Genomic DNA, 16,310 nt, shown 5'->3' with positions numbered 1-16,310 from the left:
GCCGGGAAAGGTCTCCCGCCTTGAGAGAGGGCCGAGCATGACGGAAGAGCGGCCGTATCCACGTGTCACGAAGGGCTGGCGCAATGCGCCGGTGGCGTGCGCGGACGACGAGTGGGTTTCCCAGCAGGAGGCGGCCCGGCTGCTCGGGGTGTCGACGGCACGGGTGGTCTGGCGCCTCATGAGCGAGCATCTCGTACCGGCCCACGACAGCAGGCGCCGCCCCGGAGTGACCCGTGCCAGCATCGAACGTGACCTTCAGTGGCTCGCGCAAGCCTCTCGGCCCGCAAAGGCACTGCGGATCGTGAAGGGTCTGGTGCGCTGGATCTGACGGAGGATGCCCGGTGCGAGTCCGACGCCGTCCCGCCGACGGGCGGCGGGACGGCCGTGGCCGAGCCTCAGCGGCTCACTCGCCAGGTGAGCGAGTCCGTGAGGAGGGACCGCAGTTCGGGGGCCCGCACCGCGTCCGTCGGGTCGGTGGCGCGGACCGACAGCGTGTGGGTACGGCCGTCGGCCGGGACCCCGAGGGAGCGGGGCGTCACGGTGGTGTCGCCCCTGGCGTGGCGGACCTCGCGGCCGTCGACGCTCCAGCGCAGCCGGATGCCGTCCGCGACACGCACGCCCACCTTGTCGTCGCGGCGCACCGCACGGTCCGTGGACGTCTCGGCGGTGACGACGGACGCGTGCCGGTGGAAGCCCGCGATCATGGCTTCGCGTCCGGGCAGATTGAACTCACGACCCAGCGTGCGCATGATCGAGTCCGAGGTGGGGCGGTAGAGGCCGCGCGGGTAGTAGCCGCCGCCCTCGTACGCACCGACCTTGCCGCCGTCGGGCGAGGTCTGGCCGATCCACCGGTACCACTTCTTCTTCTGCGCGGTGAGCTGGGCGGCCGTCAGCTTGCTGGTGTTGCTCTCCCAGGGCTCGGCACCCGTGTAGGTGCCGTAGTCGTCGTACCAGTACTCGTCCGCCAGTTTGCCCAGCGAGTGGCCGGTCTCGTGGACGACGACCTGGTCGGACTGGGCGTTGTCCGAGGAGGCCGTGGCGATGCCGTCGTAGCCGGACGGCGAGGTGATGTCGTTGTAGCCCGCGCCGCCGTACTTGGTGGAGTTGGCGAGGACGATGACGAGGTCGGGGTCGGCGGCCTTCTTGGCGTACGTCTCGACCTTGTTGGTGTCGACGCACAGCAGGCGCTCGATGCCGTCGCAGAAGAAGGCCGAGCCGAGCGCGGTGTCCTTCACGGTGCCGTTCGCCGGGTCGTTGGAGACGCCGGACTGGCGGGACACCGCGTCGACCGCCCAGACGTTGAAGAGGCCCTTGTACGAGGCATAGGGCTCGACGGCGGAGACCTTCGCCCACTTGGCGCGCACGTCGGCGTGGAAGTCCTCCTGCTGGGAGGCGGTGTAGCCGTCGCCGATGAAGACGACGTCGAGCTTGGCGTCGGTCGGTCCCGCCTGCACGATCGGGACGACGTCGCCGTCGCCCTTGATCCTGCTGCGCTCCTTCGCGGAGAGCGTCGGGGAGGCAGGGACGTCGGTGTGCCGGGGGTGGGCGTCGGGGCCGGTGAAGTACTCGACGCGCTGGCTCTGCGCGGCGGCCGACCCGGCGGTCGCCTCCGGGTCCGCCGCGGCGGCCGTGCCCGCGGTGCCGGAGGCGGCGGCCGCAGCCGCGAGGGCGATGCCCGTGGCGAGGGCGACGCGCAGAGGGGTGCGTCTGGCACGACCGGGTATTCGTTGCGTGGGGGGCATGGGCGTCCTTCCGAAGTCCGCGATATAAATGGCGGGTTAAGCAGAGTTAAGGCGCGGCTCAACGTAGAGGTTCCCGGGACTCCAGGCAATGGGTGGGCGTCAAGTTGCTTGGGGGGCAGGCCAGTTCACGCCGCTCCTGAGCGGATGCGCTCGGCGGTGCGTACGGAGTGACGGGCGTACGAAGAGACAGGCGTCCGGCAAGACGGTGGAGGGGCAGCGGTGACGCAGAAGAGTTCCGAGGGTGTGCGATCCGACGACCCCGCCGAAATCGGGCGGCGTGTCCTGCGCCTGCGCGGCGAACGAGGCCTCACCCAGAAACAGTTGGCCGAGCCCGCCTACACCGCCGCGTACGTCTCCACCCTGGAGTCCGGCAAGGTGCGCCCCTCCGAGGCCGCCCTGCGTCACCTCGCCGAGCGTCTCGGCGTCAGCTACGAAGAGCTGGCCACCGGCCGCCCCGCCCACCTCGCCGCGGAGCTGCGCCTGCGGCTCACCGACGCCCGGCGTGCGCTGGCCACCGGTGCGCCCGACGACGCGGCCGAGCTCTTCCGCGTCGTCCACGAGGAAGCCGTGGCGCACGCCCTGACCGATGAGCAGGCCGATGCGCTCCTCGGCCTCGGCGACTGCCTGCTGGAGGCCGGTGAACTCATCGGCGCCCGCGACCGTTTCGCCGCCGCCGAACGGCTCCTCGCCGACGAGCCGCTGCCCCGTCGCGTCCCGGCCGTCCGGGGACGCGCCACCGCCCACCTGCTCACCGGTGAACTGCGCTACGCCTGCTACCTCCTGGAGAGCACCCTCGACGAGCTCGACGCCGCGGGGCTGCACGACCCCGACGCCCTCCTTCTCCTCTACACGGCGTCGATCGCGCCCTACATGGACATGGGGGCGCACGCCCGGGCCGCGCACGCCGCCGAGCTGGCACTCGCGCTCGCCCCGCGCGTCGACGACCCGGCACTCGTGGCGGGGATGCACCGCGGGGTGGCCCGTACGCTCATCGCCGAGGGACGCATCGCCGAGGCCGACGCGTCCCTCGCCAAGGCCCAGGAGCTCTACCGCCAGCTGCACATCCGCACCGAACTGGCGCACTGCCACTGGATGCGCGGCTACGTACACGCGCAGGACGGCGACCTGGAGCAGGCCGAGAACGAGCTGCGCACGGCCCGCGACATCCTCGCCTCCAAGCGGGCCGCACTCTTCACCGAGCAGGTCGAGGTCGAACTGGCGGACGTGCTGCGGCGTCGCGGCAAGACCGGCGAGGCGGAGACACTGCTGCGCCCGCTGCTCACCACGGGCGACGGAGCCGCTGGGAGCGCCGGGGGCGCAGGGAGCGCCGCCGAACCGCTCGGGGCCGGGCGCGGCGCGGTGCACGCGGGCGGCGCGCACCGGCTGCTCGGGCTCATCGCCGAGGAGCGGGGCGACACCGAGGCGGCCGAGGAGCACTACTGCGCCGCGCTCTCCCTGCTCGAACGCTCCAGCGCGGTGGGCGATCTGGCCGACCTCTGCCGTCTCCTCGGCGATCTGCTGCGCCGCACCGGGCGGGTGGAGGCCGCGATGGACGCGTACCGCACGGGCCTCGGCCACCGGGCAGCACCCGGCACCACCACGCTGGGCCCCGCGCCCGCCACTCCCCCCATGTGACCCGACCCGCAAGCATCACCGCCACACCTCCGCCGGTCGCCACCACTGCATCAAAAGATGTACGCCCATCTCGTCCACGGCTACGACTCCCATGATCGCGGGGGCGCCGAGGATGGGACGTACCCCTTGCCGCGGCGACATCGAGCAGCGGCGACCGGTATCGAGGAGAGACAGTGGCGACCGGCATCCAGACAGGACGCACGACAGGCAACCGGCCCTGCCCACCCGCCCCTTCGCTCGTCGGAGCCCTGGGTCGGGCGCTGGGCGGCGGTCTCGTCATGGCCGTGGCACTGGGCGCGGGCACGGCGATCGGCCCCGTGCTCGCCGACGCCCTCGGGTTGACCGGGTTCCTGGCCAGGCTCGTCCCGGCCGCGCTGGTCAGCGCGGTGGCGGTGCCGCTCGTCGTGCTCGCGCTGCGCCGCCGCGGCAACTCCCTGCGGGACATCGGCTTCGGCGGTCCGGGCGCGAGCCTGCGGGCCCTGCTCGTCGGCGCGGGGGTGACGGCCGGTGCCGCGGCGCTCGTACTGGGCGCGGGGACGGCCGCCGGGCTACTGAGCTGGTCCCGCCCCGACCTGCCCCGGCTGGCCGGATTCCTGGTGACGAACGGCGTGGTCGCGCTGCTCCTCGAGGCGCTGCCCGAGGAGACGACGCTGCGCGGACACACGTGGACCGCGCTGCGCGGCCGGTTCGGCGGCATGGTCTCCGCGCTCGGCACGACGGCCGTGTTCCTGGTGGTGCCGGGCCTGTCGACGGTGGTGGAGGCCGGGGTCGCGCCCCTCGTCGGCGGGGACACCGGTCCTGTCGGCCTCGCGCCGGGCGGACAGAACCCCGTCGACTACCTGATCCTGCTGACGGTGTTCGGCCTGACGCTCGTCACCGCCCGCACCGCGGTGCGACACGCCCCGCTGTGCACGAGCATCGGGGCGCACCTGGCCTTTCTGACCGTCAACCGGGTCGTGTTCGAGGGGGACGAGCGCGACGCGGGCTGGTCCGTACACCTGTCGTCCCCGGACGTGGAACTCCTCGTACCCGTGTACCTGCTGGTCGCCATGGCCGGGTTCGCGGTGTGGCGGCGGGTGGCGAGTCGGTCGCCTGGGCGGAACTCGCTCTGACCGAAGGCACATTAGGCGTCCGGGAGCCCCCACGGCCCCACGCACACGCCTCATGGACGCCACCAGGCAGCGTGCTGCACCATGGCGGGCAGACAGCTGTTCCGCGTTCCCCGTCACGCCATGACAGCCCAGGCCGTTGCCTGGAAGGGAGCGGCCTCTTGGCCTCCTCAGCGTCCCTGCCCACGTCGTCCCTGCCCACGTCGCCCCTGTCCGCCCACCGAGCCGTCCCGGCCGCCGCCGATGTCGTGATCGTCGGCGGCGGGGTAATGGGTGCGAGCATCGCGTTCCATCTCGCCGAAGCGGGCGTACGTGACATCGTCGTCGTCGAGCGTGGTGAGCTGGCAGACGGTAGCTCGGGGAAGCCGATCGGGGGTGTGCGGGCGCAGTTCTCCGATCCGCTCAACATCGAGCTGGGCCACCGCAGTCTGCGCGCCTTCCGGGACTTCCCGCACCGGCCCGGCGCGGACATCGGCCTCGACACCGTCGGCTACCTCTTTCTGCTGACCGATCCGGTGCAGGCGGCCGGCTTCGAGGTCGCGGTGCGGACGCAGAACTCCCTCGGTGTGCCCAGCCGCATGATCGGGCCGCTGGAAGCGCGGGCGCTCTGTCCCTACCTCAGTACCGACGGTCTGGTGGCGGCCGCCCACTCCCCCGCCGACGGGCACGCACGGCCCGCGCTCGTCGTCCGTGGGTACGCGCGTGCCGCGGCGCGGGTCGGCACCGTGTTCGCGACCCGTACCGCGGTCACGGGCATGGATGTGGTGGGCGACCGCGTGACGGCCGTCCACACCGATCGCGGCCGGGTGTCCTGCTCCACGGTCGTCTGCGCCGCCGGGGCCTGGTCGGCGCGGATCGGTGCCATGGCCGGTGTCGAGCTGCCGGTGCGGCCGCTGCGGCGCCAACTCGCCTTCACCACGCCGCTGGTGCCCGCCGCGCCGCGCATCCCCTTCACGATCGACTTCGCGTCGTCGGCGTACTTCCACAACAGTGACGACGGGCTGCTCCTGGGCCTCGCCGACCCCGGCCAGGCCGAGGGCTTCGACACCACGTGGACGCCCGGCTGGCTGGAGCTGTTCCGCGACGTGGTGCGGCAACGGGCGCCCGTCCTCGCGGAGCTGGAGACGTCGGGCGGGTGGGCGGGCCTGTACGAGGTCACGCCCGACCACAACGCGCTGATCGGCCGGTCCGGCGCACCGGTCAACTTCCTCTACGCCACCGGGTTCTCCGGCCACGGCTTCCTGCAGGCCCCCGCGGTGGGCGAGATCGTCCGCGACCTGTATCTGGGGCGGCGGCCGTGCGTCGATGTCGGGCCGCTCGGTGCGGAACGATTTCGTGCGGGGTCCGCGAGCCGCCCGGAAGCCCATGTCGTGTGACACCGAGTCGTATGACGCCGAGTCGTGTGACGCCGAAAGGACGACAGGCCGATGATGGAGCAGTGGCGGCTGCGCGCCGCGTTCGCCGAGCGGCTCTCGCGGATGTACGGGCGGGAGGTGCCCGCGTACACGACGCTGGTGGATGTCTCCCGTGAGGTCAACGAGGACGTGCTGCGTACGCGCGGTTCCGATGCCGAACGCCTCGGGTCCATCGGCCGCGTCACCGCCGAGCGGCACGGCGCCATCCGGGTCGGCACGCCGGGGGAACTGCGGCAGGTCGCGCGCGTGTTCGGCGCTCTCGGCATGCACCCGGTCGGCTTCTACGACCTGCGCGACACCGCCGCGAGCGCGCTGCCCATCGTGTCGACGGCGTTCCGGCCGGTGGACGAGGACGAGCTGGCCCGCAACCCCTTCCGGGTCTTCACGTCCATGCTCACCGTCTCCGACCCCCGCTTCTTCGACGACGGCCTGCGCTCGCGCCTCACCGAATTCCTCGCGGGGCGCGAGCTGTTCCCGCCCGAGCTGCTCGCGCTGGCCGACCGGGGCGAGGCGGAGCGGGAGCTGTCCGACGCGGCCGCCGGGCGGTTCCTCGAACTCGCCGTGCGGGCCTTCGAGTTGTCCGCCGAACCCATCGACGAGGGCTGGTACGCGGCCCTGGAGCGCGTCTCCGCCGTCGCCGCGGACATCGGCGGCGTGCGCAGCACCCACATCAACCATCTCACCCCGCGCGTCCTGGACATCGACGAGCTCTACCGGCGCATGACCGAGCGCGGCATCGAGATGATCGACGCCGTTCAGGGGCCGCCGCGCTGGGCGGGTCCGGACGTGCTGCTGCGCCAGACCTCCTTCCGTGCGCTCGCCGAACCGCGCGCGCTGCGGGCGGCGGACGGCAGCGTGCGACGCGGCGCGCTGCGGGTGCGGTTCGGCGAGGTCGAGGCCCGTGGCATCGCGCTGACCCGCGAGGGCCGTGTCCTGTACGACCGGCTCCTCGGCCTCGTCGACGAGCGGGCGGCGAACCTCCCGGCCGCCGGGCGGGACGCCGTGGCCCGTGCCGTGTGGGCCGAGCACCTGCCCCCGACCGAGCACGAACTGGCCGCGCGGGGGCTCGGGTTCTTCACCTACCACGCCGTCCACGACCGGCCCGTGGACGGCGGCCGCCCGCCCTGTGACCTCGGCGGGCTCCTGGACGGGGGCTGGCTGCGGGCCGAGCCGATCGTGTACGAGGACTTCCTGCCCAGGTCGGCCGCGGGCATCTTCCAGTCCAACCTCAGTGACACGGGGTCGAGGAACAGCGGCCGGGAAGGCAGCGCGTACGACTCCGACACGCTCGCCGAAGCCATGGGCCGGGACGTCCTCGACCCGTTCGCGCTGTACGAGCGGCAGCGGGACCGCTCCCTCGCCCTGGTTCCCCGCGCACTGCGTCCCACCCGCGCACCACTGTCCAAGGGAGCGTCATGACCGGCATCGCCCTGCCCGCCACCGAAGAGCTGCGCGCCCGCGCCCGCGCCGCGCTCGACCGCGTCGGCGTCACCGTCCCCGAAGGACACGGTCTGCGGGCCCGCACCCCCGTCACCGGCGAGGACCTCTTCGGCCTGGCCGCAACGGGGCAGGCCGGGACCGAGGAGGCGCTCGCCGCGGCCTCCGCTGCCTTCCTGGAGTGGCGCACCACCCCCGCCCCGCGCCGGGGCGAACTGGTCAGGCGCCTCGGCGAACTGCTGCGCGACCACAAGGAGGACCTGGCGGACCTGATCACCATCGAGGCGGGGAAGATCCGCACCGAGGCGCTCGGCGAGGTCCAGGAGATGATCGACATCTGCGACTTCGCCGTCGGCCTGTCCCGGCAGCTCTACGGACGCACCATCGCCTCCGAGCGCCCAGGGCACCGCCTGGCGGAGACATGGCATCCGCTCGGTGTCGTCGGCGTCATCTCCGCGTTCAACTTCCCGGCGGCCGTGTGGTCGTGGAACACCGCCGTCGCGCTGGCCTGCGGCGACACCGTGGTGTGGAAGCCCTCCGAACTGACCCCGCTGATCTCCCTGGCCTGCGACCGGCTGCTTGCCAGGGCCGCCGACGACGTGGGCGCGCCCCGCGACGTGCACCGGCTGCTGCTCGGCGACCACGCCGTCGGCGAGCGGCTCGTGGACGATCCCCGGGTCGCGCTGGTCAGCGCCACCGGATCGACCCGCATGGGCCGCGAGGTCGGCCCGCGCGTCGCCGCCCGCTTCGGCCGCTCCCTGCTCGAACTCGGCGGCAACAACGCGGCGGTCGTCGCGCCGTCGGCCGACCTGGACCTCGCCGTGCAGGGCATCGTGTTCGCGGCGGTCGGCACCGCGGGGCAGCGCTGCACGACGCTGCGACGCCTCATCGTGCACCACGACATCGCGGACACGCTCGTCGGGCGCCTCACGGCCGCGTACCAGAAGCTCCCCGTCGGCGATCCCTTCGACCCGGCGACGCTGATCGGCCCGCTGATCTCCGCCCGTGCGCTGGAGGACATGCACGGCGCGCTCGACCGGGTGCGCGGCGAGGGCGGCGAGGTGCTCGCGGGCGGCGCCCGCCGCCCGGCGCCGTCCGCGCCGCACGCCGCGTACGTGGAACCGGCGGTGGTCCGCGTCGGCCGACAGACCGACGTGGTCCGGGAGGAGACGTTCGCGCCGCTCCTGTACGTCATGACGTACGACACCTTCGACGAGGCGATCGCCCTGCACAACGACGTGCCGCAGGGGCTCTCTTCGAGCATCTTCACCCGCGACCAGCAGGAGGCCGAGCGGTTCGTGTCCGTCGAGGGCTCCGACTGCGGCATCGCCAACGTGAACATCGGGACGTCCGGGGCGGAGATCGGCGGCGCGTTCGGCGGCGAGAAGGAGACCGGCGGCGGCCGCGAGTCGGGCTCCGACGCGTGGCGCGCCTACATGCGGTCGGCCACGAACACGATCAACTACTCCAGTCGGCTCTCCCTCGCCCAGAACGTCAGCTTCCTCTGAACCTGTCGCTTCAGGAGTTCCCGGGAGCCAGGAATGGTGCGGGGACACCGGTCAGCTCACAGCTCGCGTCCCACAGCCGCGCCGCCACGGAGGCGTCGGCGAGGTGGTCCCACACCGGCTCGTTCCGGGGCTCGCCCCGCAGACCGAAGACGCGCGGCCCCCACAGCTGGCCGCCTCGCACGGCCGGGTCGAGCACCGCCCGGACCGCGGGCCACGCACCGGCGTCCTTGCCCTGGACGAGGAGGGCCGCGGGTGCCGCGCTCAGCCGTGCGCCGGTCGTCCGCACGTGGACCGGCGGCCGCGAAGGGGTGAGGGAGTCCAGGGCGCCGCCGGGATGGGCCACCACGCTCGCCACCGTGCTGCCCGCGGCACGCAGACGGCGGTCGAGTTCCATGCCGAAGTACATCTGCGCCAACTTGGAGCGTCCGTAGGTGCGCTTGGGCCGGTAGTCCTTCTGGGACTGCAGGTCGTTCAGGTCGAGCCGCTCGGACTTCGCCGCGAAGCTGCCCATGGTCACGACGCGGGCCGCCGGCGCCGCCGAGAGGAGCGGCATCAGCCACCGGGTCAGCGCGAAGTGCCCGAGGTGGTTCGTGCCGAACATGATCTCGTGACCGTCCGCGGTCTCCTCGCGGGGCGGATCGTCGAGCGCGACGCCCGCGTTGTGCACCACCGCGTCGAGGCGTGCCACCTCCAGGGACTCCACGGCCGACGGCAGCGACGAGAGGTCGGCGAGGTCCAGCCGCACGGCCCGCACCCGTGCGCCGTCGACCCGGGCGCGGATCGACGCCATGGCGGCCTCGGCCTTCGCCGGACTCCGGCTGCCGAGCACGACGGTCGCTCCGGTGGCCGACAGCTGCTCCGCGACGAAGTACCCGATACCGGCGTTGCCGCCGGTGACCAGGAAGACGCTGCCATCGGCTCGCGGCAGCCGGTGGACGTCCCAGGACGGGGTGGAGGATGCGGAGGACATGAAGGTGGAGCTCCCTTGCTGGAACGGACGGCTGCGGCTGCGGCTGCCTCTGCCGACGGGCAATTCGACACCCACGGTGTCAGCGGCCACCGACATATCGCCGACAGACCGGCGTCGGGCGCGCCGGGCGACCGATATCCCGCCGACACGGTGAACGTTTCCCGGCCGCGCTCCGTCCCAGGATCAGTCGCACCAAAGGAGCGGTCGCGACAGCTTCGTCCGGGAGGTCACATGCTCGTCAGGGCGTCACGCCCAGCCCGCCGCGCCCGTCTGCTCTCAGGGGTCGGTCTGTCCGGCGCCCTCTTGGCAGCCGCCGCCGGTTGCGGCGAGCAGGAGGCCGCGCCCGCCGACAGCGCGGACCCACTCGCGGACCGTGCCCGGCAGGTCGCCGAGGCCTGGGACGGTTCCGCCGCGGCGGCCGAGTGGCGCACCGGCTACCACCCCACCGGGGAGACGGTGCAGCTGCCGCGAGGAGGGCTGCGCGGCCGAGCCGACGAGCAGGCGTTCGAGGACGGTCGCTTGGTCCTGCGCGGCAAGTTGCCTGGCCCCAAGCCCAGGGACGGTCGGGTCAGGTGGCCCGGAGGGACGACGCTCACACGGCCGCTGGTGGGTGCGGACGAGTCGTACGAGAGACTGGTCGGCTCCCGGGGCGGAGGGAAGCCGCGTCTCACGGTGACCGGCGTGGAGCGGGGCGAGATGCAGATGGCTACCAGTCGCGGCCCCGCGACGGTCCCGGCCTGGCTCTACACCCTGGACGGCTATGCCTCGCCCCTCAAACAGGCCGCGGTGCTCCCCTCCAAGCCCCCTCGGCCCCCGATCGGCCGCGCCCACGACCTCCCCGGTCTCCCGCTCCACCGGCTCGTCAGGACCGCCGCGGACGGGCGGTCGGTGACCGTGATCGCCCTCCATGGTGCCTGCGACGACGGAGCCGCCGTGGACGTGCTCGAAACGACCGGCAGCGTCGTACTGGCCTCTTCCATCAAAGGGGAGGACGACGGGATATGCACCATGCAGGCGAAGATGCAGCGGGTGACGGTGGAACTGGACCGGCCGGTCGGCGACCGAGTCCTGCTGGACGCGCGCACCGGCCGACCGGTCCCCTGACGAGCGACGGCTACGGCGCCATCTCGTACGTTCCCGCCAGCGCCTCGACCCGCTCCCAGACCCGCGCCGAGCGGGCCTCGTCGACGACCGGACGCCGGACCGCGCCCAGGGCCCAGGCCTGCTGGTCCGCGGTGGCGGAGTCCTTGCCGTGCAGCTCGACGGCGTGCGCGGAGAAGTCGCGTACGAGGACGGCGAAGAGCTCGTCGAGCACGTCCTCGTCCAGGCCGGTCAGGCGCGCCTGCTCCAGGATCAGCTGGCCGTGCACGACCAGCGCGAAGAGCTGGCCGACGGCGAGGAGCAGGTCGAGGTCGCGGCTCTGCTTCTCGTCGGGGGCCGCGGTGGTGACGAACTCGCAGAGGGCGTCGGCCTGTTCGCGGAGACGGCCGACGTTGGGCAGCTCGGCGTAGGCGTCGAAGGCGGTGCGCCAGTCGTGGAAGCGGATGGCGCCGAGGCCGCGGGCCGGGCCCTGCTGGAAGAGGAAGGTGTCGTCGGCCGCGTCGAGACGGCTGGGCACGGGCGCGTACTCGGCCGGGTTCAGGAGGTGGTTGCCCATGAACTTGAGGATCAGTGCGAGGTTGACGTGGACCGTGCCCTCCAGCTTGGGCAGACCGCGGATCTCGACGGCCGCCTGCGCGAAGTAGTTGTCCTTCTCGAAGCCCTTGGCCGCGATGACGTCCCACATCAGGTCGATGACCTTCTCGCCCTCCGTGGTCACCTTCATCTTCGTCATGGGGTTGAAGAGGAGGTAGCGGCGGTCGTCGGGGCCTGCCGAGCGGAAGTAGTCCACGGCGCGGTCGCTGAACAGCTTCATCCCGACGAGGCGGACGTAGGCGTCGGTCAGCTCGCGGCGCACGTGCGGGAAGGCGGTGACGGGGCGGCCGTAGAGGATGCGCCCGGTGGCGTGGGTGACGGCCTCGTACATCGCGTGCTCGCAGATGCCGATCGAGGCGGTGCAGAGGTTGAACTTGCCGACGTTGACGGTGTTGAGGGCGGCGTCGAAGGCGGCGCGGCCGGTGTGCAGCACGTCGTCGGGACCGACCGGGTAGTTCTCCAGGCGGAACTCGCTCACGTACTTCGACGAGTCGACAACGTTCTTGACCAGGCGGTACGCGTCGTGGCGGCTGTCGGCGGCGAAGAAGACGTAGCCGTCGGGGCCCTCGACGTCGGTGCGGCGGCCGAAGACGGAGACGAGCCCGGCCGCGTTGCCGTTGCCGATGTAGTACTTGGAGCCGGTGGCCCGGAAACCGCCGTCACCGGTGGGCTCCAGGAGCATGTCGGTGGAGTAGATGTCGGCGCCGTGGGTCTTCTCGGAGAGACCGAAGGCGAACACCTCGCCCTGGGAGAGGAGTTCGGCCGCGCGCGTGCGGGCGGCGGCGTTGTCGCTCTGCCAGACCGGGCCGAGGCCCAGGATGGTGACCTGCCACGCGTACCAGTAGTCGAGGCCGTAGAAGCCGAAGATCTCGTTGAGGGCGGCGATGCGGGCGGTGTCCCAGCGCTTGTCGCCCTGCTCCTCCCCCGCGGCGGAGGCCGGGGTGAGGAAGGTCGCGAACAGTCCTTCCCGGGCGGAGAACTCCAGGAAGTCGGCGAGCCAGGCGCGGGTGCGGTAGTCCTCGATCAGCTTGCGCTTGCCGCGCGCCTCGAACCAGTCGACGGTCGCGCGCAGCAGCCTGCGGGTCTCGGGGTCGAAGTGGGTCGGGTCATAGGTGTTCGGGTTGAACAGCAGCGGGTCGGCCATGGCGGTTCGCCTTTCCGGCTCGGGGAGGGGTTGGGCAGGGGGAAAGTGGTGCGTGGTCAGTGCTCGGCTGCGAGGCGGTGGAGGGTGGCGAGCACGTCGTCGAGCCAGGCGAGCGTCATCCGTTCGTACGCGATGCCGCCGCGCAGCACGACGTGCTGGAGTTCCTGTCCGGCGTCGGGTGCTTCGCGGGCCGGGGCGTCGGGCCCGGTGAAGTCGCGGCGCTCGCCCGCGAGATAGTGCGCGAGGCGGTCGGCGTGCGCCTGGTGGTGCCGTGCCACCTCGTGGATCAGTGCGACCGGGTCGTCGAAGGCCGCGCCTCGGATCTTCACGGCGAGCTCGTGCCGGACGCTCTCGGGTTCGATCGGCTCGTGCAGCCACCGGGAGAGCGCGGCCCGGCCGAGGGACGCGACGGAGTACTCCTTCTTGTCCGGCCGGTCCTGCTGCACCACCTCGCGGACATCGATCCAGCCGTCGCCCTCCATGCGTTTCAGGACGCGGTAGATCTGCTGGTGTGTGGCGGCCCAGAAGTAGCCGATGGACCGGTCGAACCGCCGGGCCAGTTCGTAACCGGAACCCGGCTTTTCCAGCAGGGAGACGAGGATCGCGTGCTCGAGCGCCATGCCCGAATCCTTCTATGCAACTTGTTGCATAGACAAGCGGCACCGGCCAGGTGAGACACGGCTCACCTGCATGATCAGCGGCCCACTTGCACGATCAGCGGCCCGCCGTCGAGGGCTCGGCCCCCGCGGGTATCTCCTGGATCTTCCCGTCGACCCCCGCCCGGTAGAGCCTGCCCGCCGAGAATCCGTGGTCGCCGCGTCCGTAGGTGACCTGGGTGGAGAGGTGCAGGCCCGACTCGACGGCGCACAGGCGGCCGTCCTCGACCCGCCAGATCTGTCCGGCGGCGTGGGTGGCGATCAGCGGCCGTCCCGCGCCGTCAAGGGTGATTCCGTCGGGGAGGGAGAGGGCGTCGGACGCGGATGCGGAGATCCATCGCCGCGGGTGCGCCGGATCGTCGACCGGGATCCGGTACAGCCCGGGGGCGACGGTCGTCTGGATGACGTAGACGTGCTTGCCGTCGTGGGAGACGGCGACTCCGTTGGGCTGCGGCACCTTCGCCCAGGCGGGGTCGACCCGGCCGCCCGGGGTGACGCGGCCGATGTTCCTGCCGCCCAGGGTCGTGGTGTACACGGTGCCGTCGGGCGCGAGGGCGACGCCGTCGATGCCGCCGAGCCCTCTGGCGTACGTGGTGACCTTGCCGGAGTCCGGGTCCACGAGCAGGAGTTCCGATGTCGGCAGGAGGTCGCCGGTGAGCGAGTGCGCGAGGTCGTTGCCGGTGCCGACGAGGAGGCGGCCGTCCTCGCGGACGACGATGCCGCCGTTGGCGCCAATACTGCCGGTGAGGGGTACGGGGGTGCGGCCCGGTGCGTCGATGCGGTAGACGCGGCCGGTGAAGTACGCGGTGGCGAACATCCGGCCCCGCGCGTCGACGGCGATCGACTCGGCCCAGTCCGGAATCCGCGCCACCTGGGCCGGTGGCGCCGCTTCGGGCGCGGCGCAGGCCGGTGCCGCCTGTGCGGGGGCGGGCGCGAGCAGCCCCGCGGCCAGCGCCATGGCCACCACGACGACCGCCGGAACCACTGTCGCCGGGACCGCTGTCGGCATGCCGCCCCGCCCGCGTAACGCGGCGCGGCGCCTCCCCCTCGACCTCAACCGCATCGGTTCCCCTTCGTCGTCGGGTCGGTGTCCCGGCGAAGTATCGGTCCCGCGGGCCCCGTACGTAACCCCTCCCCCTCGCCACCCCTCGCCTCTCAGCCGTCGGAGCCGCCGGAGCCGTTCGCCGAGTTGAGCCACGCCCCGATGCGGGGCAGTGCCTCGGGTCCGCTGTCCTGCCGCACCGATCCGACCAGGTCGGCGATGGCGACGCTCTGCAGCGACGCGCGCCAGGCGGCGTCGGCGGCCGCCATCGTGCGGGAGATGGGGCACGGCTTCGTGCAGTCCTCGGGAGGGGTTCCGAACGGGCCGCGCTGCCGGATCTCCGTACAGGTGAAGGCCGGGCTCGCCCCGTCGACCGCCTGCACGACGTCGAGGACCGTGATGTCGGTCGCGGTCCTGGTCAGGACGTATCCGCCCGTCTTGCCCTGGACGGACTTCACGAGCCCTGCCCGGGAGAGGGCCTGCATCTGTTTCGCGAGGTAACTGGGTGAGACGTCGTGCAACTCGGCCAGCCGGGCGGCGGGGACCGGCTCGGTGGCCGCGGTCAGCACCACACAGCAGTGCAGCGCCCACTCGACGCCGCCGGACAGTTTCATACGCCCTCCCGATTGACTCGGACAGAGACTATCCGAGTATCATCTCGGACATCAGGTATCCGAGTTTGCGCACCCGTGGCACCAGGCCCACGGCAGCGGCACTCGGTCGGGACTGAAGGGCTCGATCATGAAGATCACGGTCATCGGCGGCACCGGACTGATCGGTTCGCAGCTCGTCTCCAGGCTCCGCGAGGCGGGCCACGAGGTGGTCGCCTCGTCCCTGTCGACCGGTGTGGACCTGCTCACCGGCGCGGGGCTCGACCAGGCGCTCGACGGCGCGGACACGGTCGTCAACGTGACGAACTCCCCCACGTTCGACGAAGCCTCACCGGAGTTCTTCCGGACGACCTCCGGGCACCTGCTGGCCGCGGGAGAGCGCGCGGGCGTGCGCCACCAGGTCATCCTCTCCATCGTCGGCGTCGACCAGGTGCCGCAGCTCGACTACTACCGCGCGAAGACGCTCCAGGAGGACCTGCTGCGCCAGGGCCCCACCCCGTACTCGATCGTGCGCGCCACGCAGTTCTACGAGTTCATGGACGCGGTCATGTCATGGACGTCCGACGACAGCACCGTCCGGCTGCCCGCCACGCACATCCAGCCCATGGCGACGGCCGATGTGGTCGCGGCGCTCGCCGACGTCGCCACCGGCGCGCCGCTGAACGGCACGCTGGACGTCGCGGGACCCGAGGTCTTCCGCCTGGACGAACTGGGACGCTTCACGCTGTCGGCCCGACAGGACGGGCGCAGCGTCGTCACCGACGAGAAGGCGGGCATGTTCGCCGCCGTCGAGGGCGACGTGCTCATCGGCGGGCCGGACGCGCGCCTCGCGCCCACCCGCTACAAGGACTGGCTCGACGCCTCGCGGTAAGTCAGCCCGCCGCCAGGCGGCGTACGGCCGCCAGCGCACGGTCGGCGTGGGCGCTCATCCGCAGTTCGCTGCGGACCACCTCGGCGACGGTGCGGTCCTTGCCGATGACGAACGTGACGCGCTTGGTGGGCGCGAGCGAGAAGCCGCGCGCCACACCGAACCTGCCGCGCACCACGCCCTCGGGATCCGCGAGCAGGGGGAACCCGAGGGTGTGCCGCTCGGTGAACTCCCGCTGCCGCTCGACCCCGTCGCCGCTGATCCCCACGGGCCGCGCGCCCGCCGCGTCGAACTCGGCGGCGAGGTCGCGGAAGTGGCAGGCCTCGGCCGTGCAGCCGGGCGTGAGGGCCGCCGGATAGAAGAACAGCACCACCGGGCCGTCCTTGAGGAGTTCGGAGAGCTTGCGTTCGGTGCCGGTCTCGTCCGGCAGTGTGAAGTCCTCGACGGTGTCACCCACCGCCACGCGCGCCGTCATGCC

General features: G+C 72.3%; 15 protein-coding genes. 8 read left to right on the top strand and 7 right to left on the bottom strand.

Annotation, left to right across the window (positions count from 1 at the left end; translation table 11 throughout):
* The first annotated feature begins 37 nt into the window (after window positions 1–37).
* Window positions 38–328: a hypothetical protein gene (locus ABZV77_RS15190; RefSeq protein ID WP_356255781.1), complete on the top strand. Its 291-nt coding sequence runs from the start codon at window positions 38–40 to the stop codon at window positions 326–328.
* A 67-nt stretch (window positions 329–395) separates the two neighbouring features.
* Here ABZV77_RS15190 and ABZV77_RS15185 read toward each other — a convergent pair whose 3' ends face one another.
* The gene (locus ABZV77_RS15185) at window positions 396–1,742 is read right to left on the bottom strand and encodes a M64 family metallopeptidase (RefSeq protein ID WP_356255778.1); all 1,347 of its coding nucleotides are present in this window, start codon (window positions 1,740–1,742) and stop codon (window positions 396–398) included.
* A gap of 219 nt (window positions 1,743–1,961) precedes the next feature.
* Between ABZV77_RS15185 and ABZV77_RS15180 the strand changes: the two genes are divergently transcribed.
* The 5 genes from ABZV77_RS15180 (at window position 1,962) to ABZV77_RS15160 (ending at window position 8,846) form a co-directional block, all read left to right on the top strand.
* On the top strand, window positions 1,962–3,377 hold the full coding sequence (locus ABZV77_RS15180; RefSeq protein WP_356255776.1) for a helix-turn-helix domain-containing protein: 1,416 nt from the start codon (window positions 1,962–1,964) through the stop codon (window positions 3,375–3,377).
* Between the two features lie 173 nt (window positions 3,378–3,550).
* Window positions 3,551–4,489 (top strand): hypothetical protein, encoded by a 939-nt coding sequence (locus tag ABZV77_RS15175; RefSeq protein WP_356255773.1) that lies wholly within the window; start codon window positions 3,551–3,553, stop codon window positions 4,487–4,489.
* Window positions 4,490–4,695: 206 nt separating this feature from the next.
* Window positions 4,696–5,862: an FAD-binding oxidoreductase gene (locus tag ABZV77_RS15170; RefSeq protein ID WP_356256080.1), complete on the top strand. Its 1,167-nt coding sequence runs from the start codon at window positions 4,696–4,698 to the stop codon at window positions 5,860–5,862.
* Window positions 5,863–5,913: 51 nt separating this feature from the next.
* A complete protein-coding gene (locus ABZV77_RS15165) occupies window positions 5,914–7,320 on the top strand; it encodes a DUF1338 family protein (protein ID WP_356255770.1) in 1,407 nt (468 codons plus the stop codon).
* Window positions 7,317–8,846, top strand: a complete 1,530-nt coding sequence (locus ABZV77_RS15160; RefSeq protein ID WP_356255768.1) for an aldehyde dehydrogenase family protein — start codon at window positions 7,317–7,319, stop codon at window positions 8,844–8,846. Before ABZV77_RS15165 ends, ABZV77_RS15160 begins: the two co-directional genes overlap by 4 nt.
* Before the next feature lie 10 nt (window positions 8,847–8,856).
* Here the strand turns inward: ABZV77_RS15160 and ABZV77_RS15155 are convergent, their stop codons facing one another.
* Complete coding sequence (locus ABZV77_RS15155) at window positions 8,857–9,816, bottom strand: SDR family NAD(P)-dependent oxidoreductase (protein ID WP_356255765.1); 960 nt, start codon at window positions 9,814–9,816, stop codon at window positions 8,857–8,859.
* Window positions 9,817–10,047: 231 nt separating this feature from the next.
* Here ABZV77_RS15155 and ABZV77_RS15150 point away from each other — a divergent pair, with 231 nt between their 5' ends.
* Complete coding sequence (locus ABZV77_RS15150) at window positions 10,048–10,920, top strand: hypothetical protein (RefSeq protein ID WP_356255762.1); 873 nt, start codon at window positions 10,048–10,050, stop codon at window positions 10,918–10,920.
* A gap of 10 nt (window positions 10,921–10,930) precedes the next feature.
* Here ABZV77_RS15150 and ABZV77_RS15145 read toward each other — a convergent pair whose 3' ends face one another.
* From ABZV77_RS15145 to ABZV77_RS15130, 4 genes are all read right to left on the bottom strand, one after another.
* Entirely contained in the window at window positions 10,931–12,655 is a 1,725-nt protein-coding gene (locus ABZV77_RS15145) for an acyl-CoA dehydrogenase family protein (protein ID WP_356255759.1), read from the bottom strand.
* Window positions 12,656–12,711: 56 nt separating this feature from the next.
* Window positions 12,712–13,275, bottom strand: coding sequence for a PadR family transcriptional regulator (locus ABZV77_RS15140; protein ID WP_356255756.1), 564 nt, complete (start codon window positions 13,273–13,275; stop codon window positions 12,712–12,714).
* A gap of 94 nt (window positions 13,276–13,369) precedes the next feature.
* Window positions 13,370–14,320, bottom strand: coding sequence for an SMP-30/gluconolactonase/LRE family protein (locus tag ABZV77_RS15135; protein WP_356255753.1), 951 nt, complete (start codon window positions 14,318–14,320; stop codon window positions 13,370–13,372).
* Between the two features lie 146 nt (window positions 14,321–14,466).
* Window positions 14,467–14,967, bottom strand: coding sequence for an Rrf2 family transcriptional regulator (locus tag ABZV77_RS15130; RefSeq protein WP_356255750.1), 501 nt, complete (start codon window positions 14,965–14,967; stop codon window positions 14,467–14,469).
* Window positions 14,968–15,094: 127 nt separating this feature from the next.
* On the opposite strand from ABZV77_RS15130, the gene ABZV77_RS15125 reads away from it, so the two are divergent.
* The gene (locus tag ABZV77_RS15125) at window positions 15,095–15,835 is read left to right on the top strand and encodes an NAD(P)H-binding protein (protein WP_356255747.1); all 741 of its coding nucleotides are present in this window, start codon (window positions 15,095–15,097) and stop codon (window positions 15,833–15,835) included.
* A gap of 1 nt (window position 15,836) precedes the next feature.
* Here the strand turns inward: ABZV77_RS15125 and ABZV77_RS15120 are convergent, their stop codons facing one another.
* On the bottom strand, window positions 15,837–16,307 hold the full coding sequence (locus ABZV77_RS15120; RefSeq protein ID WP_356255744.1) for a peroxiredoxin: 471 nt from the start codon (window positions 16,305–16,307) through the stop codon (window positions 15,837–15,839).
* Window positions 16,308–16,310: the final 3 nt, after the last annotated feature.

The organism is Streptomyces sp. NPDC004732, assembly GCF_040609235.1.
Taxonomy (GTDB): Bacteria; Actinomycetota; Actinomycetes; order Streptomycetales; family Streptomycetaceae; genus Streptomyces.
The sequence above is the reverse complement of the archived record's forward strand: the minus strand, read 5'-3'. Positions and strand labels throughout refer to the sequence as shown.